Origin of the sequence: Candidatus Kirkpatrickella diaphorinae (assembly GCF_025736875.1) — a bacterium.
GTDB lineage: Bacteria > Pseudomonadota > Alphaproteobacteria > Acetobacterales > Acetobacteraceae > Sorlinia > Sorlinia diaphorinae.
In genome coordinates this window covers 1,429,154-1,449,816 of the sequence record NZ_CP107052.1, presented here as the reverse complement: position 1 = coordinate 1,449,816, position 20,663 = coordinate 1,429,154, and the positions used below count along the sequence as shown (strand labels likewise).

At 58.3% G+C, this 20,663-nt stretch carries 23 protein-coding genes; 9 read left to right on the top strand and 14 right to left on the bottom strand.

Annotation, left to right across the window (positions count from 1 at the left end):
* The first annotated feature begins 373 nt into the window (after positions 1-373).
* Genes N5W20_RS06415 through N5W20_RS06405 form a run of 3 tightly spaced genes read left to right on the top strand, consistent with a single transcriptional unit; the run spans position 374 to position 2,692 of the window.
* The gene (locus N5W20_RS06415; RefSeq protein ID WP_319806337.1) at positions 374-1,006 is read left to right on the top strand and encodes an NUDIX hydrolase; all 633 of its coding nucleotides are present in this window, start codon (positions 374-376) and stop codon (positions 1,004-1,006) included.
* Positions 1,007-1,044: 38 nt separating this feature from the next.
* Positions 1,045-2,178, top strand: coding sequence for a glycosyltransferase family 4 protein (locus N5W20_RS06410; protein WP_319806336.1), 1,134 nt, complete (start codon positions 1,045-1,047; stop codon positions 2,176-2,178).
* Between the two features lie 19 nt (positions 2,179-2,197).
* Positions 2,198-2,692, top strand: a complete 495-nt coding sequence (locus N5W20_RS06405) for a hypothetical protein (protein ID WP_319806335.1) — start codon at positions 2,198-2,200, stop codon at positions 2,690-2,692.
* Between the two features lie 21 nt (positions 2,693-2,713).
* Here N5W20_RS06405 and bioD read toward each other — a convergent pair whose 3' ends face one another.
* The 4 genes from bioD to N5W20_RS06385 are packed head-to-tail and all read right to left on the bottom strand — an operon-like array spanning position 2,714 to position 6,021.
* Positions 2,714-3,385 (bottom strand): dethiobiotin synthase, encoded by a 672-nt coding sequence (gene bioD, locus N5W20_RS06400; protein ID WP_319806334.1) that lies wholly within the window; start codon positions 3,383-3,385, stop codon positions 2,714-2,716.
* Positions 3,375-4,163: a methyltransferase gene (locus N5W20_RS06395; protein ID WP_319806333.1), complete on the bottom strand. Its 789-nt coding sequence runs from the start codon at positions 4,161-4,163 to the stop codon at positions 3,375-3,377. Before N5W20_RS06395 ends, bioD begins: the two co-directional genes overlap by 11 nt.
* Positions 4,160-4,846, bottom strand: a complete 687-nt coding sequence (locus N5W20_RS06390) for an alpha/beta fold hydrolase (RefSeq protein WP_319806332.1) — start codon at positions 4,844-4,846, stop codon at positions 4,160-4,162. The genes N5W20_RS06395 and N5W20_RS06390 overlap by 4 nt, the downstream gene beginning before the upstream one ends.
* Positions 4,843-6,021: an aminotransferase class I/II-fold pyridoxal phosphate-dependent enzyme gene (locus tag N5W20_RS06385; RefSeq protein ID WP_319806331.1), complete on the bottom strand. Its 1,179-nt coding sequence runs from the start codon at positions 6,019-6,021 to the stop codon at positions 4,843-4,845. The genes N5W20_RS06390 and N5W20_RS06385 overlap by 4 nt, the downstream gene beginning before the upstream one ends.
* 114 nt (positions 6,022-6,135) lie before the next feature.
* On the opposite strand from N5W20_RS06385, the gene N5W20_RS06380 reads away from it, so the two are divergent.
* On the top strand, positions 6,136-7,419 hold the full coding sequence (locus N5W20_RS06380; RefSeq protein ID WP_319806330.1) for an adenosylmethionine--8-amino-7-oxononanoate transaminase: 1,284 nt from the start codon (positions 6,136-6,138) through the stop codon (positions 7,417-7,419).
* Positions 7,420-7,508: 89 nt separating this feature from the next.
* Here the strand turns inward: N5W20_RS06380 and N5W20_RS06375 are convergent, their stop codons facing one another.
* The gene (locus N5W20_RS06375; protein ID WP_319806329.1) at positions 7,509-7,970 is read right to left on the bottom strand and encodes a hypothetical protein; all 462 of its coding nucleotides are present in this window, start codon (positions 7,968-7,970) and stop codon (positions 7,509-7,511) included.
* A 968-nt stretch (positions 7,971-8,938) separates the two neighbouring features.
* Here N5W20_RS06375 and N5W20_RS06370 point away from each other — a divergent pair.
* Complete coding sequence (locus N5W20_RS06370) at positions 8,939-9,100, top strand: hypothetical protein (protein ID WP_319806328.1); 162 nt, start codon at positions 8,939-8,941, stop codon at positions 9,098-9,100.
* A 204-nt stretch (positions 9,101-9,304) separates the two neighbouring features.
* Here the strand turns inward: N5W20_RS06370 and N5W20_RS06365 are convergent, their stop codons facing one another.
* The 4 genes from N5W20_RS06365 to N5W20_RS06350 form a co-directional block, all read right to left on the bottom strand.
* Positions 9,305-9,859 (bottom strand): 6-pyruvoyl trahydropterin synthase family protein, encoded by a 555-nt coding sequence (locus tag N5W20_RS06365; protein WP_319806327.1) that lies wholly within the window; start codon positions 9,857-9,859, stop codon positions 9,305-9,307.
* Positions 9,852-10,553 (bottom strand): 7-cyano-7-deazaguanine synthase QueC, encoded by a 702-nt coding sequence (queC, locus tag N5W20_RS06360; RefSeq protein WP_319806326.1) that lies wholly within the window; start codon positions 10,551-10,553, stop codon positions 9,852-9,854. The genes N5W20_RS06365 and queC overlap by 8 nt, the downstream gene beginning before the upstream one ends.
* On the bottom strand, positions 10,553-11,194 hold the full coding sequence (gene queE, locus N5W20_RS06355) for a 7-carboxy-7-deazaguanine synthase (RefSeq protein WP_319806325.1): 642 nt from the start codon (positions 11,192-11,194) through the stop codon (positions 10,553-10,555). The genes queC and queE overlap by 1 nt, the downstream gene beginning before the upstream one ends.
* Before the next feature lie 114 nt (positions 11,195-11,308).
* Entirely contained in the window at positions 11,309-12,337 is a 1,029-nt protein-coding gene (locus N5W20_RS06350) for an aminotransferase class I/II-fold pyridoxal phosphate-dependent enzyme (RefSeq protein ID WP_319806324.1), read from the bottom strand.
* 22 nt (positions 12,338-12,359) lie between these two features.
* Between N5W20_RS06350 and cbiB the strand changes: the two genes are divergently transcribed.
* Positions 12,360-13,340, top strand: a complete 981-nt coding sequence (gene cbiB, locus N5W20_RS06345; RefSeq protein WP_319806323.1) for an adenosylcobinamide-phosphate synthase CbiB — start codon at positions 12,360-12,362, stop codon at positions 13,338-13,340.
* A 60-nt stretch (positions 13,341-13,400) separates the two neighbouring features.
* A complete protein-coding gene (bluB, locus tag N5W20_RS06340; RefSeq protein ID WP_319806322.1) occupies positions 13,401-14,039 on the top strand; it encodes a 5,6-dimethylbenzimidazole synthase in 639 nt (212 codons plus the stop codon).
* Between the two features lie 18 nt (positions 14,040-14,057).
* Here the strand turns inward: bluB and N5W20_RS06335 are convergent, their stop codons facing one another.
* From N5W20_RS06335 to cobU, 3 genes are read right to left on the bottom strand one after another with little or no spacing between them, the layout of a single operon-like run.
* Positions 14,058-15,521: a cobyric acid synthase gene (locus tag N5W20_RS06335; RefSeq protein WP_319807853.1), complete on the bottom strand. Its 1,464-nt coding sequence runs from the start codon at positions 15,519-15,521 to the stop codon at positions 14,058-14,060.
* Positions 15,522-15,577: 56 nt separating this feature from the next.
* Positions 15,578-16,180, bottom strand: coding sequence for a cob(I)yrinic acid a,c-diamide adenosyltransferase (gene cobO / locus N5W20_RS06330; RefSeq protein WP_319806321.1), 603 nt, complete (start codon positions 16,178-16,180; stop codon positions 15,578-15,580).
* Positions 16,181-16,201: 21 nt separating this feature from the next.
* Entirely contained in the window at positions 16,202-16,696 is a 495-nt protein-coding gene (cobU, locus tag N5W20_RS06325) for a bifunctional adenosylcobinamide kinase/adenosylcobinamide-phosphate guanylyltransferase (RefSeq protein WP_319806320.1), read from the bottom strand.
* A 96-nt stretch (positions 16,697-16,792) separates the two neighbouring features.
* Between cobU and cobT the strand changes: the two genes are divergently transcribed.
* Together cobT and N5W20_RS06315 are read left to right on the top strand one after the other, a co-directional pair.
* Positions 16,793-17,803, top strand: a complete 1,011-nt coding sequence (gene cobT / locus N5W20_RS06320; protein WP_408869390.1) for a nicotinate-nucleotide--dimethylbenzimidazole phosphoribosyltransferase — start codon at positions 16,793-16,795, stop codon at positions 17,801-17,803.
* Complete coding sequence (locus tag N5W20_RS06315) at positions 17,800-18,627, top strand: adenosylcobinamide-GDP ribazoletransferase (protein ID WP_319806318.1); 828 nt, start codon at positions 17,800-17,802, stop codon at positions 18,625-18,627. Before cobT ends, N5W20_RS06315 begins: the two co-directional genes overlap by 4 nt.
* Positions 18,628-18,639: 12 nt before the next feature.
* On the opposite strand, the gene N5W20_RS06310 is transcribed toward N5W20_RS06315, so the two are convergent.
* The gene (locus tag N5W20_RS06310; protein ID WP_408869441.1) at positions 18,640-19,701 is read right to left on the bottom strand and encodes a WD40 repeat domain-containing protein; all 1,062 of its coding nucleotides are present in this window, start codon (positions 19,699-19,701) and stop codon (positions 18,640-18,642) included.
* Entirely contained in the window at positions 19,701-20,663 is a 963-nt protein-coding gene (locus N5W20_RS06305; protein ID WP_319806316.1) for a CobW family GTP-binding protein, read from the bottom strand. The genes N5W20_RS06310 and N5W20_RS06305 overlap by 1 nt, the downstream gene beginning before the upstream one ends.

The following is a 20,663-nucleotide window of genomic DNA, read 5'->3' as shown; positions in this document are numbered from 1 at the left end:
TGACCATGGTCATGACAGGCAGAACATGCCCCCAGGCGGGGGTTATGCAGCGCATTGAGGCCGGAAAAAAGGCCGACAATGGTGAATCGGTTTTCAAAAGAAGCTCCCGGATCGGCGATGCGTGTGACCAGATCATTCACCTTCACGCGGTCAGAACCTACAGCGTCGCGGTTGAGACCGAATTCCAGAATCAAAGAATGCTCATGATTCAACGACGCTGTAAAGTCCGAGGAGTTGCCATTCAGGGCGGTTTCACACCTTGTGCCCGGCCTTTCCGGAAGGGTCGGATGACCCTGCAAAATGTGCGCGTTGAGTGGTTTTTAAGTGATTCAGCCCGGTTTATATTGCAGAAACGAAGCGTGGGAGATACGGGATGACGGAACCGGACTGGTTGACCCTCAGTCGAGAGGTGCAGGCCATCGCGCAGAATGGACTGACTTTCAGTACAAATCTCTATGATGTCGCGCGTTATCACCGTCTACGCGATATTGCGTCGGACCTTCTCGCCATCCGGTCGGGGGAGGATGCGTCGACCCTGCGCCTCCTCCATGCGCAGGAAAGCGGTTACGCCACGCCTAAAATCGATGTGCGCGCCGCTGTTTTCGACAAAGAGGGCCGCATCCTGCTGGTGCGGGAGACTCTCGATGCAGGTCGCTGGACGCTTCCGGGTGGCTGGGCCGATGTTAATCTCACAACGGCTGAAAATGCCGTCAAGGAAGCGCGGGAGGAGAGCGGCTATGACGTCGCTCCCATCAAGCTTGCCGCTTTGTGGGACCGCGCCCGTCAGGGCCATCGACCGGAGGTCTTCAGTTGTGCCAAATTATTCTACATATGTCGCCTTGTGGGCGGGGTCGCGCTGCAGAATACGGATGAGACATGCGGGACGGGCTGGTTCACGCGGGATGAAATTCCGGCCGACCTCTCTTCCGGTCGTGTCCGGATGCACCAGATAGAACGTATGTTCGACCATCATCAACAGCCGGATTTGATGACGGATTTTGAATAAGGCAGCAGCGGGGCGTCACCGTCTGCAAGAGGGGTTGAATGATGCGGAAGGCACAGGTCAACGGGTCAATCGAAGCTGCACCTCGGGCGATGATCGTCCTCCCCCGTCGGGAAGGTTACGCGTCCGACCAGGCAGGGGCCATCGCATTGCTGGCCTCGCGATTGGCGCAGCCTGAGGATATCGTGGTCGGGATGCGGATCAGCGGGCCTGTCCTGCCCGGCGGGCAGTTTGAAGCCGTGCCCGAACCGGGCCTGCCCTGGCGGTGGGCGCGGGAGGGGGTCCGCTACCGCATCGGCGTGCAGCAACTGATCAAAAAGTTTCGGCCTGACCTCGTGGAGGTGCATAACCGCCCGGCAATGGCCCATGCTTTGGCGCGGAGTGGCCTGCCTGTCAGTCTCTTTCTGCATAATGACCCTCAGGGTATGAAGGGCGCGCGCACCCCGGCACAACGTGAGGCCCTGATTCGCAAGGTGCGGGTCGTGACAGTCTCACGCTGGCTGCGGAAACGTTATCTTGAGGATGTCTATACCGGGGATGTCGATGTCCTCCCCAATTCGCTCGATCTCGGCGCGCTGCCACCGCGCCCGAAGGCGAAAGCGCCGATCGTCCTCTTCGTGGGGCGTGTCGTGGCGGATAAGGGGGCGGATCGTTTCGTGCAGGCCTGGGGCCATGTGCGCAAGCAGGTGCCGAACTGGCGCGCCGTTATGGTCGGCGCTGACCGATTCCGCTTCAATGCCCCGCGCACCAGTTTTGTCGACCGGGTGGAGCGTGAGGCGGAGGAGCACGGCATCACGATTGCGGGTTATCAGATGCACCAGCAGGTGCTGGATATCATGGCCATGGCCGCCATTGTGGTTGTTCCCAGTCGATGGCCGGAGCCTTTCGGGCTGACAGCGCTTGAGGCCATGGCGAGCGGTGCCGCTGTTATTTCCTCCGGCAGTGGTGGCCTGCCGGAAGTGGTAGGTGATGCGGCCCTCACCGCGGCGGTGGATGCCCCGGATGAGCTGGAAGAGGCGCTGCTCAGCCTCATGCAGGATTCTCACAAACGCGCGAATTACGCGGCACGTGGGCTTGAGCGCGCCCAGTTATTTGATACACATCCCGCCATTCGCCGCTTGCAGGCGCTGCGACTTAAAATGGTCAACAGGGCAGGAACGCCTGCCACACCCTGACAGATGGGAGTGTCAAAAATTGAAAACCGCCTCCAGAATTCTCAAAACAAGTCTGGCTTCCGCCATGGCGATGGGGATGATCCTCGCTTATCCCCAACATGGCCGGGCGCAGTCCGATGCTGCAGCAGCATCGTCATCCAGTGATCATGGCCAGGATTTGCTCGACCGTATGGACGCGGCTGAGACGCGCCTCCATGACAAGGCTGCAAGCTGGAAGAAATCCAATCACGATTGGAAATCAAAAGGTGCTGACTGGCAGAAAGCGCAGAAACAGCGCCTCAAGGAGTCGGGCGACCGCCTGAAATCGAAATGGTCCTCAGATAAGGAAAAGCTCGTCGGAGACGCTGATAATCTGAAGAAGAAGTCCGCCGCCTTGTCTGACGCACGGAAGAAGCGCCTCGAAGCAGGGCGTCAACGCGTCAAGGATTGGCAGGAATCCCGCCAGCGTCACGACCGTAAACTCAGCAATTTCGTGTCAAAGACGAAAAAGGATTTCAAAGATCTGTCGCACTGAGCCGACGCAGATCCTGTAAATTTACGGTCGCGTGGTTTCATTGCTCTGACGGGTGGGGAAAATCCCCCGAAGCCGCGCGGCCTCTATATTCAAACTTTCCTTTGTCAGATCGGGCAGATGCGGGATGGAGGCGCACGGCAGCGCCCCGCCAAAATGCAGGATGAGGTCCTTATCGTCAGCATGCGGCGCACCGTTCATCACGATCCCGGCAATCGGGAGATCCCGCCTGCGCAGGGCTTCCAGACTCAATAGCGCATGATTGATGCTGCCCAGCCCGGTCCCGACCACAAGGATGACGGGCAGTTGGCATGTCGCGATCAAATCAATCATGAGCTGCTCGGCATTAAGTGGCACCATCAGTCCCCCGGCTCCTTCAATCACGAGGGGGCGCGTTGTGGCTGGCAAAGAGATGCGGGATAAATCGACATGACCGCCAGCGCGCCGCGCCGCACTCCAGGGCGATAGGGGGGCATCAAACTGATAAAGGGGCGCATGACTGCGTTCAGGCGGTAACCTTGTCAGGGAGGTTATGTCGGCCGTGTCGCAAACATCCTCGGCGAGGCCGGTTTGAAGGGGCTTCCAATAATCACCATCGAGAGCCATTGTCATGAGGGCTGAGACGAGCGTTTTACCCACGCCTGTGCCTGTGCCGGTGATGAAAAACCCGGCTCTTCCGCTTTGATCAGCCTTCATGCCGAGCCTCCTGCGCGAAATATATGCCGATCGCGACCTCGTAAGTCATGGACGTGCCCGCTTGGTCAAATAATGTCAGGACACGCGTCAGAGCCTGGGGGGAGAGTGAGCGCTTCGCAAAACCGGATGGCGCCGCGCCGATCCGTCTGATATCCCGCAGAAATTGCCGCCCGCTCCCGACCGGGTCGGTCAGGCGGTGGGCGGCCCATGTCGACGTGCCCTCCTGCGGAAATTCCGCCGTGAGAGTCGTCAGTGACGGCCATGGGCCGAAGCCCGCGGAAATGCCAGCGGCGGCGCAGGCCATATGCCATTCCCGGAAACTGCCCTCAGCAAGCGTTGAAAGCGCCATGACCCCCTCATCTCGTAAAAGGCGGCGGAGATGCTCAAAACTTTCCCGGCGATTTTGAAACCATTGCACGCAGAAGTTGGAGCAGATCAGGTCAAAAGACGGGATCAGGCTGGGGCGTTCACCATCCATCGCGATGTAGGTGACGGGCCGCGCGGGATATTGCGAACGCATCTTCTCGCGGCATCGTGCCAGCATGTCCCGGGAGAGATCCGTCACAATCAGTTCGGCTTGCGGAAAGAGGTTGAGCAGCGCCGCCGTCATCAACCCCGTGCCGCTGCCGATTTCAAGAATACGCCGCGGCGCTGCGCGTGCGGTATAAATCCCGGCGAGCTGGTCGCGCAATAATATTGCTGTCCGCGCCTGCACGCGTGCGGCTTCGTCATAAAATGTGGCGCGGTTGAAACCCCGCGCGATGTCAGCCGGGTTCATGGGTGCAAATCGTCAAAAATATTTCTGATAAATCGGGCGCATAAATGTGGCTGGGTCAGGGGGAGCATATGACCGCCCTCTGCCCATGCAAGATGATGCGGATTTTCAAAACACATGCGGGATAGAGGCGAAGGAATAAGCGGATCGTCCGACCCGGCGAGCGCATGGATGGGCGGCGTCATGATGCGTGCCTGGTGTCGGGCGTCATCCGCCGAGAGGTCAGCGAGGCCAGACATCAATCGATCCGTAACTGGATGACAGAAAGCGCTGCTGTCACCGATATTTTTACGGAATGTGGTGATGACATCCTTCGGCGCGGTGGCAAGGCGACGTGACATGCGCGCAAGAATGGACGCTGCCTGACCCGACGGGAAGTCTTCGCCGCGTGTGAAGCGGGTGAAGCTGTTGATCAGAATGACGGCCCGGCAATGAGCCAGATTTTGCTTCAGAAACCACAGCCCGCCGGCGGAATGCCCGATGGCGATGAAAGGGCGGGTCGGCAGGGTGAGGAAGGGCGCAGCGCCGAAATAACCGGCCTCAAGCTTTGTGACGGCAAGCGGCGCCAGGAGAGGTGCCACATCGTCCCATAATGTGGCGTCATATCCCCAGCCATGCATCAGGACCAGTTCAGGCCCTTCACCCGCATGTCCCGTTGCGAGGTCAGGACGACGGCCTGTCATCATATGCCGATCACGTCATTATGGATTTCGATCAGCTTCTCGGCGCAGGTCAGCACATCTTCCCGCGTCAGCCCGGCATGGAGGGCCAATCTCAGCCGCGCCGTGTGGCTGGGCACCGTCGGCGGTCGGATCGCGGTGGCGTAGATATTTTCCTTTCTGAGACGAGCTGCGATTTCGAGAGCCGCCTCATTATCACCGACCATGAAAGGGACGATCTGCGTGGATGACGCCCCTGTCGCAAGTCCGGCTTCATAGAGTTTCTGCCGCAAACATGCCGCCATGGTGGCCACGTTTTCCCGTTCCGCCGTCATGTCGGGCAGGACGTCAAGCGCCGCGTCAATGGCCCCGAGGATCGGGGGGGCGACGGCCGTGCTGTAAATAAAGGAGGCACAATGATTGGTGACCCAGTCACGCAGGGTTTGAGACACGGCAATAAATGCCCCCATGGATCCCAGAGCCTTGCCACATGTGCCGAGTATGAGGTCAGGCTTGACCGCACTGGCGAGGCCGCACCCGGCCTCCCCCAAAATGCCGGTTGCATGGGCGTCGTCAATATAGAGAAAAGCGTCGTAACGATCAGCCAACAGGCGGAGATCTTCCAACGGTGCGCGGTCGCCATCCATGGAGAAGACGCTTTCCGTCACGATAAAGCGCAGCCCCTTCGACGCGGTGTCGCGTTTGAGAAGATCCTGAAGGTGATTGACGTCATTGTGACGAAAGCGCTTCTGCCGCACACCTGCCGCGTTGCACGCTAAATGCAGGCTCGCATGGTTAAGTCGGTCCATATAGATGGAAGGTGCCTCGCCAGTGGCCTCCATCGACAGGTTGAGCAGCGCCGATAACACGCCGATATTCGCCTGAAACCCAGATGGAAACAACAAGGCGCTCTCAGTCGATTTGAGCGCGGCAAGTTTCGACTCAACCAACTCATGCGCGGCAAGTGTGCCGGAGACGAGGCGGGACGCACCCGCGCCACTTCCATATTCCTGCGCCCACAAGGCCGCGCGGGATGCCAGTTTTTCATGGTGGGACAGGCCAAGGTAATCATTGCTGCGGAAATCATGGCGCCGCGCCGCATGAGGGTTCGGCGCGGGATGCGCTGGCAGCGCCTGCCGGAAAAGCCCCGCATTTTTACGCTGCGCGAGCGATTTCTGGAAGATAGGGTCAAAACGAGACATGTGCCCTCGTGACGCTAAGCGCCCCACTTGTCAATTCCCGCCCCGAAATTGCGGCGGCGCTGCATTTTGACCTCGTTTCAGGATGGCGGTAAATGAGTCGACAGATCCCGTTAAATGGAAGTGACTCGATTAATGGCGCGTCCCGGCGGCAATCACCTCTGGTTGCCTTACACACAGATGCAAATCACCGCACCGCCTCTGACGGCTGCGCGCACGACGGGCACGAAAATCATTCTTGAAGATGGGCGTCATCTGGATGATGGTGTCGCTTCCTGGTGGACGGCATGTCACGGCTATAACCACCCGGATATTGCCGCTGCCGTCCGTCGCCAATTGGACGACATGCCGCATATCATGCTGGGCGGGATGGTTCATCGCCCGGCATTGGCATTGTCAGAGGCGCTTGCGACGTGCCTGCCCGGCGATCTGGATCACGTTTTCTTCTCCGAATCCGGTTCCGTTGCGGTGGAAGTCGCCCTGAAAATGGCGATCCAATATTGGCTTAATAGGGGGCAAACGGGCAAAACGCGCATTCTCTCTTTTACCGGTGGCTATCATGGCGATACCCAGGCCACTATGGCGATCTGTGACCCGGAGGAGGGGATGCACCACCTCTTCTCGGGGGTATTGCCACGCCAATATGTGCAGCCCCTTCCTGTCACATCTGAGGATGAGGCGGCTTTAGAGCGTTTACTCCAGCAATCATCCGACAACATGGCCGCCATGATTGTGGAGCCACTAGTACAGGGGGCGGGGGGGATGATCTTCCATCCGCCTTCTGTCCTCAAAAAACTGCGTGACTTCGCGGATCGCTATAATGTCCTGCTGATTTTTGACGAGGTCTTTACCGGGTTCGGCCGGACGGGCACGATGTTTGCCTGTGAGCAGGCGGGCGTGATCCCGGATATCATCACTTTATCCAAAGCTTTGACGGGTGGCACCATGGCGCTCGCCGCGACGGTGGCGCGCAGGCATGTCTTCGATGCCTTCCTGTCGGATGACCCGAAAGCGGCGTTGATGCACGGCCCGACTTTCATGGGCAACCCGCTCGCCTGCGCCGCCGCGTGTGCGTCACTCGAACTTTTCCGCCATCAACCCCGATTGGCGCAGGTGCGGAAGATCGCAGAAATCATGCAGCGGGAATTAGAGAAATGCCGGGATTTACCCAATGTGCGCGATGTTCGTGTCATGGGGGCGATCGGCGTCGTGGAGATTGCGGCGATCGAGGATATGAATCGGCTTAAGGCGGCTTTTATCGCGTCAGGCGTATGGATAAGGCCGTTCCGCAATATTATCTATCTGACGCCGGCCTTTACCATGGATGAAGCCACCTTGTGCCGCCTGACCAGCGCTGTTTACGACGCAGTGCAAGCGGGGGCGTTCAGGAAATTGCCGTGATGTGTCGACCGCGCGAAAATCATGGCGCGTGGACGCGGTCAAGGGGCGGATAAAAGGCGGGTCACCCCGCCTTTTATAACGTCAGATGCTTATTTCTCCCGTATCTGGAAGGAAAGTCCCTGCGCGCCTGCGGCCAGATGCGCACCGCGTGTGGCTGATGTGAATTTGACTTTGACGCCGTTACTATTGCTCATGACCGCGCCACCAATACCGCGATCAAGCGTGGCATCACCATCGAGCGCAGCATAGCCACCGTCAAAATCATGCAGGTTTTTCAGATTATAAACCGTGCCTGTGGCGGTGATTTTTGAGAAACCGACGGCTGCGATATTCCCGCCGGAAACCTTGAAGCGGTACGTGCGCCCTTTATACGTGAGTTTGCCTTCACCCCAGGTGAAGCCAATCCCGATATCTGCGGACTTCGCCTCCAGCGAGAAATGCGCCACCGGCTTCCCGAGGGCATCCGGGGCTGCCTGGGCGGGCGATGACAATGCGACGATGGATGTCGCAGCCATGGCGCAAATAGAAGAGTTGAATAAACGGCGTGACATTGAGCGCATGATGAATGTTCCCTTCAGAAACACGACATGATGAATGGCTAAACACGGCGTGATACGTTATATTTTACGATACGGCGTAACGCCGTGATAAAATAAGTTAGCAGGGTCGCGCGCCAAACGGGGCGTTGCATCGTCCCCTCCATTCCCGGTGAGAGACCCATGCTGACACGCCCTCTCGGCGTATTGCGGCAAATCTATCACGATGTTTCCTCAGGCGGAAGTCTCATCCCGTTTGCTCCACAATGGGCAGTCAAGTCACAATTTAAAAATCAGCATGTGGCGACGTGTTTTGCGCAACATGCCACAATGTCAAAGCTTTGCAGGTTCAGCTCCCATCAATGGTCAGACGATCATTCTACAATCACGGAATTTTGATCTCATCTTGACGGACTCCCGATCATGCCTCGCTTCCCATTTTATGCCCGAATCGAGGAATTTTGATTTTACAACCCGTCATTTTCAAGCGGTGACTTGATACCTCCAGACGTCCCGGTGCCAGAGGGAAGGAGCGAGGTGTGATTCACTATTTTACGCTCTGTCAATCAACTGGCGCGCGGTGCGCATGTGCTCGGTCATCGTCATGACAGTCACGACCTCGCAAGCGCCGTGCGCACCACCTGACGACTGTCGCGCGCCAAAATGATGTGAAGTAAAATCTCGTGCGCACACCATGTCCACACGCAATTAAGCAAAGTCGTCATCTGTCGAGAGAGCGAGTCCTAACGGCTTCGTTATTTTACGAAAACAAATTTTAAGAAGCGAATCGGATTGGTATCCAAAGCGTATATAAGAAAGATATTGAGGTTCAACAGCTTAGGAAAAAATCGGAGTCTAAAAAAACCATCCGTTAGGAAACTGAGTCCTTAATGGGCTGTTGATGACTCCTCCATATGCTGTCGAAGACGCTGGGAAGTGTCGACAGAAGACCCATTTGCAACCGTTTTAATCGGATGACCGCCATGACTATTTCGACTAACCGCTTTAGGAAGCAGGACGAGCCGACAACATCGCGTCAGAATGACGCGCCCGCCCAGACGGATCATTACGAGCCGGAAAGTCCTTTCCGCGTTTCGGTGGAACTCCATGGCGAAGCCTGGAACGAGTTGGATCAGGTTTTATGATCCGGGCCGTCAGATCTCTTGATCACGGTCGCGTCCATCAGACATGCATCCATTATGTTCGCCGCGCTTTCATCGCCGCCAATACGGTGGCAAATTGGGCGCGCGTTTTTTCCTCGCTCTGAGACCGCTCTGATCTCTCACTGATAAGGCGTCGTGACCTGTCATAAGGACAGCGTCGTCATGTGATGCGCGATGGAGAAGGTGTCAGTCTGGATCGCGCAAATTAAGATGCGCGTTGGAAATTGTGTCATCGGCACGCCACCACCAGCAAAGTGACCGCGGACGGTCAAGCTTCGGCAGAACATCCTCAACCGGGCCGGAAATCGATACGGCATTCGTTTCTGTCTCACGCAGGGTCAAATGATGGCAGACCAGCTCCGGCATATCCGCTTCAAGGAAGCTATTGATTTTCGCCATAAGGAGAGCGGCCATCAACTCCGTCGTCGGGTCACCGGGCGTGACGACGATCCGTCGGTAATTTTCCGGCTCATGCGTCGCAAACCAGTTGAGCAGATCATCGCCCTCACCGAGTTGCAAAGCGTGGTCAAGCTGCGTGTCGATAAAATGGTGCCAGCGGCGCTTCACATCCGCAAAAGCCGCCATCATATTGCGCCGACCATCCAGCGCTGTGGCGTTGCGTGCGCGGATTGCGACCGTTACATATTCATTATGGCCGTGAGGTATGGCGCAGCGCGGCGCGGCATCGCTGAGTAATCGGTGCCCCATAGAGAAACGCCGGGTGAATTGCAGCTCAAGCATTGACGTAACCCTGCCATCCCCGCGCCCGTAACTCACATGCCGGGCAGGTGCCGCATCCATATCCCCATGGGTGGTGGTGATCACGATTCCCTAAGTAACAGGAATGACTTTCCTCACGGATCAGCGACACAAGCGCATCGCCACCGATCTCCCGCGTGAGAATCCAACTTTCCGCTTTATCGATCCACATTAACGGTGTGTGGAGAACAAACCGCGTTTCCATACCGAGATTCAGGGCAACCTGTAACGCTTTGATGGTGTCGTCGCGGCAATCCGGATAGCCGGAATAATCCGTTTCACAGACACCGGTGACGATATGGCGCATGTCGCGCCGCACAGCCAGCGCCGCGGCGTAGGTGAGGAAGAGAAGATTGCGGCCCGGGACAAATGTGCTGGGCAGGCCGGATTGCGTCATCCTGATTTCAGCCTCCCGCGTCAGGGCTGTCTCTGAAAGCGCGCCCAGTGTCCGGAGGTCCAGCACATGGTCCGGTCCGAGGCGGGAGGCCCATTCCGGCTTCAGGCGCGGCATGCGTTCGCGCAGCTCTAAACGGCATGACATCTCAACAGCGTGACGCTGGCCGTAATCAAATCCCACCGTTTCAACACGGTCATAACGTTGTAACGCCCATGCGAGACATGTTGCGGAATCCTGCCCGCCGGAAAATAAAATGAGAGCGGCATTGTCGGAAAGCATCAGGGGATACCGATCAGCTTATGTGTCTGAAGTGAGAGGCGCCATTGAGGATGCGTCTGACAATAGGCAATCGTTTCCGCAAGATGCTTTTCATAATGCGGTCCATCCATCGGCTGAAGAAAGAAATGCCGGAACGCCCAGCCGGAGAAACGCGCCGGGTCCATATTTTCCTGCGGGAAAATGAGTTTCAACTCATCCCCAAATGTTTGGATGGTTTCAGGACCGGGTTTCGGGCTGATGCAGATCCAGTCAATCCCGTCAGGCGCACGGATCGTGCCATTGCTTTCGATGGCGATTTCAAACTGTGCGCGATGCATGGCGTCGATCAAATCCGGGTCGAGCTGAAGGAGCGGTTCCCCACCCGTGAAGACGACATAACGCTGCGCGTGGCCGGCCCCCGTTTCATCCCAGACTTGCGAGATGACACGAGCCAGATTTTCCGTATCAGTGAGGCGCCCGCCATTGACGCCATCCATCCCGACGAAATCCGTGTCACAGAATGTGCAATCGGCCTGCGCCCGGTGGGATTCCAGGCCAGACCATAAGTTGCAACCTGTAAAACGGCAGAAGACTGCCGCGCGCCCTGAATGCGCACCTTCCCCCTGTAACGTCGCAAAAATTTCCTTAATGCTGTAGGCCATGCACGCCATGTCGGTGAGGCGCGCGCATTATGCAAGAAAAAAATCAATTGCGTTGTGTGGAATCCCTGTCGCAGGCGCGCACGGGCCTTCTGACCATTAGGGTATTCAATAACGTCAGCTTGTCGCCATGTTTATGGCTGTTTCCAGGCGATCAAACATGGCCGCGTTGCCGGGCGTGCCTAGTCGAAGCCATTCCGGCTTGTCGTGGAAACGTCGCGTCGCCACGCCCTTCGCGGCGAAGCTGCGCCAGAAATGCCCCGCGCGTGGATGTGAGAAGAGCGAGAAGAGCGGCGTGCCACCGACAAAGCTGAATCCGGCATGCGCCATCATCGCGCGTAATTTCTCCGCATGGACCGTAAGTTTATCTGCCATTTTCAAGCGCCATGCCGCGTCCTCCAGCGCGTTGATGCCGGTATGAAGGGCCAATCCATGGACCGGCCACGGCCCGAAAGCGGTGGCGAGACGGGTCATCATGGGGTGCCGCCCCATCGCGAAACCAAGGCGCAGCCCCGCCAGCCCGTAAGTCTTACCGAATGAGCGGAGCATAATGACCGCCGGATTTTCAAGAAGTGCGGCGTAGGACGTCGTTTCAAAATCCGCGAAGGAGGCGTCGATAATCAGCGTGCCGCGACTTTGCGCGATAAGGGCCGCATATTCCTGCAATTCCCTCAGGGTGCTTCGGCGACCGTCAGGGTTGTTGGGGCGGCACAAAATAGAGGTGCATCCGGGATCAATGGTGCTTGTCATGAGGTCGGCACGGGCCGTGCAGGCAATGCCCGCGCCGCGCCAGCTTTCCTCATGCCCGGTATAAGTTGGTGTTTCCACATAGACACGCGGCGGGCGCAGGAGGTAGGGCAGGAGGCCGATAATGGCCTGCGTCCCCGGCGCGGCGACAATCAGGCTGGCGTCGCATTCATAGGCTTTGGCGGCGGCTTGACGCAGTCGTGCGAGGGTCTCCGCTTCCGGCAGGGCACGGAGCGCGTCTTCAGGAAGATCACCTGTCGGATAATGAAACGGATTGACCCCCGTCGATAAATCGTACCACGGTAAAGGCGCTTCGGGGAAAGCGCGCTGAAAGGCCAGCACGGACCCGCCATGCGCGCCGAACGCGCTGATATCAGGAATAACCGCATCATGATGCATGTGACGCCACCGCACGACCTTTATGTTTGACGGCCAGGTCACACTCTGGGCCGCGCTGATCGCCTGTTTCCTGGACGCTTTATGGGGCTACCCGCAAGCTTTATTTCGTCGCATCGGGCATCCCGTAACATGGGTCGGGACGCTGATCGCCTTTCTGGAGGCGCGGCTCAACACCCAGCCCGTCCCGGAAAAAAAGGGGCGGCGGCGGGGCATGTTATGTCTCGCTGCCATCATTGTGCCCGCCGGAATTTTCGCCAGTCTGGTGGAATGGGGGATCGTGCATCGCTTTCCCATCGTGGTGCGGCCTGTGCTTCTCGGATTTTGCGCGGCGCCTTTTATTGCGCAGAAAAGTCTCTGGCGTCACGTTTCGGATGTCGCGCAGGCACTGCCGCATCACGGGCTTGCGGCGGGGCGTCGCGCTGTATCGCACATTGTGGGGCGAGACGTCAGCGCGTTAAATGAAAGCGGCGTTGCGCGCGCCGCGATTGAAAGTCTTGCCGAAAATTTTTCCGATGGTGTTATCGCGCCGCTTTTCTGGTTTCTTATGGCCGGGCTGCCGGGCCTGGTCGTCTATAAGGCCTTGAATACAGCGGATAGCATGATCGGCCATCTCAATGCGCGATATCGGGATTTCGGTCGGGCGGCTGCGCTGACAGATGATGTCATGAACGCCATCCCCGCACGCCTGACGGCCATTTTGATGGCGCTCGTCGCGGGGGGCGGCGCGGCATCGTGGCGCGCCTTGCAGGCTGCGTGGCGGGATGGGCCGCGCCACCGGTCCTTCAATGCCGGATGGCCGGAAGGTGCAATGGCGGGGGCGCTGAACATCCGCCTCGCCGGGCCGCGTTGCTATGACGGCCTTATGACGGATGATCCTTTCCTTAATCCGGCCGGGCGGCATCCCGCGGCGCATGATATCACCCGGGCCTTGCGCCTCTATGTGCGGGCCTGTGTCCTCTTTGTCACGATAATTGGATTGCTGTGCACCGCCGCCACACGTTAAATACGCCCGCCCCTCAAACTGAAACGTCAAAGGGGTCTGAATTTGGCAAATGAGGGTTGTATGTCGTCCGTGGCGTTTTCTGCCGATTTCATAGGGGAGCTTGATCAACTGCTCCGGTGGCGGCGGGATGTGCGGCATTTTCGGCAGGAATCCGTGCCCGAACCTGTCCTTGAAGACCTCTTACATCGCGCGTCCATGGCCCCCTCCGTCGGGCTTTCACAACCATGGCGGTTCATCCGTGTCGATGACGTTGCGCGCCGTCAAGCGATCGAGCGGGAATTCGAACGTTGCAATCGCGCCGCCCGCGCGGAATTGTCGGCGCGTGATGCAGAGGAATATGCGCGCCTCAAATTGAACGGATTGAAGGACGCACCCCACCATATCGCCGTTTTTTTTGACCCGGAACCAATGCAGGGGCGTGGATTGGGGCGCCACACCATGCCGCAAACGGTTGCGTGGTCCGTGGTTATGGCGATTTATAATTTCTGGCTGGCGGCGACGGCGCGTGGCATTGGGGTGGGCTGGGTGTCTATCCTTGACCCCGCTGTGACGGGCCGGATCCTGGAACTCGACCCCAATTGGGAAATGATGGCGTATCTTTGCGTCGGCTACCCGAAATCACCATCTGAAACGCCGGAGCTGGAAGAGAAAAACTGGGCCGCGCGACATCCGGACCGATCTCGATGGATTTACCGCTAGGTCAGACGGGCCTGAAGCCTAACGCGCCCGGTGAAGCAGATCATCGAGGTTGAGATGCGCTTCAAGGTGATCCGCAAATCCATTCAATATGTCATTCATCACGACCGATCTATCCGGCTGCGTCGCCCCCCGACCGATGCGCGCGAGGAGGGATTTCCGCGCGTCGTGCGTGTCAAAAAGCCCGTGCACATACGTCCCGAAGACGCGTCCATCTTCCGTTTGTGCGCTGCTGGCGGAAGAGGCGGCGGCGATCAGTTTCTTATGGGGGCCTGTGGGCGATGTCGTGCCACAATGGATTTCATAGCCCTCAAAAATTCCTGACTTCCGGCCCTTTCCATCCAGAATATCGCCCTGCACGGCGATGAGCGATTTTTCCCGCCGGATCACCGTGTCGACATCCAGCAACCCGATGCCGGATGCCTCCGCAATTGGCGATTCCACAGCTTCCGGATCACTTATGGTGCGACCCAGCATTTGATACCCACCGCAGAGACCCCACACATGCTCGCCTGCGGCAACATGATGGCGGATGATCTCATCCCATCCGGCCTGCTTTAATATGGTCAGATCTTGAATCACGGATTTGGAGCCCGGCAGAATGATAAGGCGGGATCGCGGCACATGCGGCGCGACGGGGGCATTTTTATCGACCCTGACGAGGCGGATATCGAGATCCGGCTCATCCAAGAGCGGATCAAGATCATCGAAATTGGCGATGTGCGGCAGGATAAGCACGATAATATCCGCGACGCCCGCACGGTGGGAAACGGCTTCGAGGGTAAGACTATCCTCCGCAGGCAGACGGCGCAAATCGGGGTAAAACGGCACGATCCCCAACGCATCCCACCCTGTATGGTGGGAGATGGTCTCCATCCCTGCCGTGAAGAGCGACGTATCGCCCCGCATTTTATTGATGATGAAGCCGCTTACCTGCGCGGCATCATCGGACGCCATGACGATTTTAGTGCCGACGAGATTTGCGATGACGCCGCCGCGATCAATATCCCCGGCAAGGATCACCGGCAGATCCGCCGCGCGGGCAAAACCCATATTGGCAATATCATGGGCCCTGAGATTGACTTCCGACGCGGCGCCAGCTCCTTCCACCAACACCAGGTCACATTTCGCGGCCAGGCGGTTGTAACTCTCCATGACGGGGCCGAGCAGATCGCGTTTGACATGCTGGTAGTCCCGGGCGCTCATCTGCTGCCAGATCTGACCCTGCAGAATAACTTGCGCCCCCGTCTCCGCCGTGGGTTTGAGGAGGACGGGATTCATATCTGTTTCAGGCAGGGCACGGCAGGCAAAGGCTTGAAGAGCCTGGGCGCGGCCGATCTCCCCGCCATCAACGGTGACCGCCGCATTATTTGACATATTTTGCGGCTTGAAAGGCAGGACTCGCAGGCCCCGCCGCGTATAAGCACGCGCGAGTCCCGCGACAAGTGACGACTTGCCGACATTGGACCCCGTGCCCTGTATCATGAGCCCGCGCGCACGGGTGGGGCCGCCCGGTCTCGACCTTGTGCCGGTAAGCGCACTCAATATTCGATCCCCTCCTGCGCTTTGATTCCTGCATGGAAAGGATGTTTGACGAGCGTCATTTCAGTGACGAGATCAGCCGCTTCAATGAGGTCAGCCGGTGCGTTGCGTCCGGTGGCCACGACGTGCTGCATGGTTGGACGTTTAGCCAAACCGCTCAGGACGTCCTGGCAGGTAAGGTATTTATAGCGCAGCGCAATGTTGATCTCGTCCAGGATGACGAGGCTGATTTCGGGGTCAGACATCGCGTCCTGCGCCTGTTTCCAGGCGCGTTGGCAGGCGGCGATGTCACGCGCTTTGTCCTGCGTATCCCACGTAAAGCCTTCCCCCATCGGGTAAAAAGCGATCTGCTCCTCGAATTTCCGGAAAGCGCGCTGCTCCCCCGTATCCCATGCACCTTTGATGAACTGGATGATCGCCACGCGACGCCCATATCCGGCGCTGCGCAGGGCCATGCCGAAGGCGGCGGTGGATTTGCCTTTTCCGTTGCCCGTATGGACGATCAGCAGGCCCTTTTCCCGATCATTTTCCGCGACCATCCGGTCCTGCATGGCTTTGCGCTTCTGCATTTTGGCGCGGTAATGCTCTGCCTCATCTGACATGAATTTCTCCTGATGATGGGTTCACTTGATTTTCAAAGGGTAGCCCGCGACCAGCAAGTAAAGGTGATCGGCCATGCGGGCGAGTTTCTGATTCATCTCACCCGCCTCATCCGCGAAGCGGCGCGCCAGCGCGTTCTCAGGCGTGATGCCGAGTCCAACCTCGGAGGAGACAATGATGGTGGGCGCCGCCCGCTTGCTGAGCATTTCACAAAGTTGCGTCGTTTCATCTGCAATATGACGGTCAGCATGGAGGAGGTTGCTGAGCCAGAGCGTCAGGCAATCCAATAAGACGGGCTTTTCCGTCTGCAGGGCAATTTCGAGGGATAAGGGTGCCTCGATGGTCTCCCACCCCGCGCCCCGCCGCGCCTGATGTCCAGCGATGCGAGCGCGCATGGACGCATCAAGGGCCTCCGCCGTCGCGATATAGCGCCAGGGCGGAGGGGCATGCATGATTAAACTTTCAGCAAAGGCACTCTTGCCGGAACGCGTGCCGCCAATTACCAGAGTAAATGTCATGGAAGTTAAAGCTCTGCTCTCTGCGTCGATAAATCATGCCGCGCGTCCGGCGGGGGCTGTATCACCGTAATATCTTTCAAAAGCGTCTGAGGTGCGATGTCCATTTTTCCTTCTCTCGCTTCTGTTCAAGACGCGCTGAATAACCTTTCCCGAGCTGATGATGCAGCGATGGCTGCCATTGATCAACGCGAGTCCAGACTGATTAAACCGCCAGGTAGCCTCGGACGTCTTGAGGATCTGACTAAATGGTATGGTGGCTGGCGCGGGACAAAACTCAATCGCCGTCATATCATCGTTTTCGCTGGTAATCACGGTGTTGTCGCACAGGGCGTGACGCTTTGGCCCTCCAATGTGACCGCGGCAATGGTCGAGGCGGCGCGTCGCGGGTGCGCCGCGATCAACCAACTCGCAACCAGCGTCGACGCAACCTTGGACGTCGTGCCGGTGCACGCCTTGCGATCAACCGCAGATATGACGTCGGCACCCGCCATGACGGAAGAGGCTTTTCTCTCCGCCCTTGATGCGGGGTTCCAGGCTGTTTCGCCCCGATGTGACCTGCTTGTTTTCGGGGAGATGGGTATCGGCAACACGACCGTCGCAGCGGCTTTATCCGCTGCCATGTTCGGGGGGGATGTCGCATCCTGGATCGGGCGTGGCGCGGGCGTTGATGATGCAGGTCTCTCGCGTAAAATCGACGCGGTGCGGCGTGCGCTTGACCTGCACCTGCCGCATATCAAAACACCGCTCGATTGTGCCTGTCGATTGGGGGGGCATGAAATGGCGGCCATTTTGGGCGCGACCCTGGCGGCGCGGCAATATCGCATCCCCGTCATTCTCGATGGTTACGTCGTCACGAGTGCTGTCGCGCCCCTTCATCAGCTAAATCCCGGGGCGCTGGATCACTGCCGCCTCGGCCACGTATCGGCGGAGCCGGGACATCAGCGCCTCGCTGAAGCTTTAAATCTGGAACCGCTCCTCAATCTTGGCCTGCGGCTGGGGGAGGGGTCCGGGGCGGCTTTGGCGATACCGCTTTTACGCGCGGCGCTGGCCTGCCATACAGGGATGGCGACATTTGATGAAATCGGCATCAAGGATGAATCAATGTGAGAAAATGCACGGAGGAATTCAGGACGGCATGGATGCTCTTGACGCGCATCCCTCTTGCCCGCGCCCCGCATGGCCGTGACGGGTCAGGGGAAGACAACGCGCAACAAACCTTGGCAGCATCACCTGCCGGGCGGGTGCCTCTGGCAAAGACGGTCTGGGCCTGGCCGGTCATAGGTGGGCTGATTGGCGCGTTTTCCGCCCTGCTGATTTTAGTGCTCGTGCTCGCAGGTGTTGATCTGTCTCTCGCGGTGCTTTGGGTCGTCGCGGCGCAATTTCTCGTAACGGGCGCGCTGCATGAAGATGGGTTGATGGACGCGGCAGATGGTCTGTTCGGTGGGCGCAACCTTGAGCGGCGTCTGGCCATCATGCGGGATAGCCGGGTCGGGGGGTTCGGCGTCCTCGCCGGCATATTCGCGACGCTCGGCAAGTGGTCCGCCTATCTGGCGATTTGCCGGACAGCATCGTTCGACATGGTTCAGACCGTATTTGCCCTGGCCTCTGCGGCGGCGATCGGGCGTTTAGGGATGGTGCAGCTTTTATCCCTGTCGAGACCGGCCCGGTCAGATGGCATGGCCAGCGAGATCTCAATCGGAAAAGATAAATGCGTTGTGCCCATGCTGATCTCCCTGGCCTTTGGTCTTGAGGTCGGGGTGATCCCGACCGCGATGGCTCTTCTGGCAAGCTGGCTTCTGGCGATGGGGGTCGCGCGCTATACGCAGCGTAAAATTGGCGGTTACACGGGCGATATCCTTGGTGCGACCGCCATCATCACCGAGCTCGCCACCCTCACAATCTTCAGCGCCATGGGCGGCGACTGCCTGTGAGGGGGCGCGGCGTCACGTAACGATCTGGTGATTAAGGATCAGAACGCCGACCGATCCCCCCTCTGTGCCGAAAGCCATGGCGCCGCCTTTGGGCGTGAAGGTGATTTGCGTAACGGCGTCATTCTGGCTGTTTCCGTAACGAATGGGCAAAATCTGCTCCGATGAGAGATCAATCAATAGGATCGTGCCATCTTCAAACCCCGCCGCGATGGCGTCGTGGCAAGGATGGGATTTGACGGATGTGCAGAAAATCCCGTTCAACCGTGCGAGTTCCCGCGGCGCTTTGCCCATCGGCCCGCCCCCGAAAAATGGCCATAAAACGAGCGCATCCGCGCCGGATGTCGCAAGCCAGCGCCCATTGCGGCTGAAATCAAGCGATGTGACCTTTTTGGGGTAACCGCTCATCCGCATATTATGGCCGTCTGAAAGGCGCCACCCATGCAGGTCATTCTCCTGCATCGTCGTCACGATAGCGTCGCCTTTAGGATGAATGGCGATGCCGGTATGACTGCCCTTCCAGAACAGGCTGCGCACGTTATTCGCGTCCGAATTCACGAACCAGGCAGAGGCGCCATTATAATGCGCGGTGAAAACACGTTTGCCCTTGGCGTCAAAAACGATGCCGGTCACGGAGGAGGGGTGATCCAGCGCCTTCAGTGTTTTTTCCCCGGTAGCATCCCGCAATTCCATCGACTTCCCGTAGGAAAAGGCGATGTGCGTTGACGTCACCGCAAGATTTTCAACCCAGCGCCGCCCTTTATAAAGGGCGGTCATGTCGCCGGAGGTGCGGGTGCGAGTCAGGCAGCAATCCTCACTCCCTGACAATACGGCATCACGCTGCACCGGATCATGGGAGAGGCAGGTGATGGCCGCTTCATGCACGTGGACGACGTGCCAGCTTTCCGGTGTGCGGGATGCGGCCAGCGGGGCGAAAATCATGTCGCCATCCAGCGTGCCGACCGCGAAAGCCAACCCGTCCGCCGTGGCGGTCAGGGCCGTGATCGGGCTTTCAAATGCGCGCTCGGCCCCATGAGACGTGATGAGAGGCTGGGGGCGTTGCTGTGTATCGGCCATCATGATTGGCAGGCTTCAAAACCGCGCCGCAATTGCGGCCGATTGAGATTGCGCCCGATAAAGACGATGCGCGACTCCCGCTTCTCCCCCGGTTTACACGGGCCGATATAATCGCCATCCGCCAGCATATGCACAGCCTGGAAGGCGAAACGCTCCTCCTTGCCTTCAAAATAGAGAATGCCTTTGGCACGGAGGATATCCGGTCCCTGAACCTGCAAAATCGGCCCGATCCACGCATTGAATTTCTGCTCATCAAGGGGTGCCTGCGTGGCAAATGACATGCTGGTCACGCCCTCTTCATGTCCATGGGAATCATCGGTGAGGAAATTCGGCATGGTTTCAAGCGCGCGGTTCAAATCGAACCCACCCCGATCAAGCACCTCATCCAGCGCCACCGCGCTCCGCGATGCGCGATGGATGGTAACATGCGCGTTGATCTGCCGGATGCGGGACGTCACGGCTTCAAGGTGCGTTTCATCGACCAGATCCGTCTTATTGAGGATGATCACATCCGCGAAGGCGATCTGACGGACAGATTCGGGGCTTTCATCGAGTGTGGTCAGGACGTTGACGGCGTCAACGACCGTGATGACCGCGTCAAGACGAGCTTTCTCCCGCAGATTTTCATCGAGGAAAAAGGTCTGCGCGACGGGGGCCGGGTCCGCAAGCCCGGTGGTTTCAACAATGATCCCGTCAAACTTCTGACGCCGCCGCAGGAGGCTGCCCAGGATTCGGATCAGATCACCACGAACCGTGCAGCAGATACAGCCATTATTGGTCTCGAAAACTTCCTCATCCGCATCCACGACGAGGTCATTATCAACGCCAAGTTCGCCGAACTCATTGATCAGCACGGCAAATTTGCGACCATGCTGCGCTGAAAGAATATGGTTGAGCAACGTGGTTTTGCCTGCACCGAGGAAGCCGGTCAAAACCGTGACGGGTACTTTTTCTGATGACAT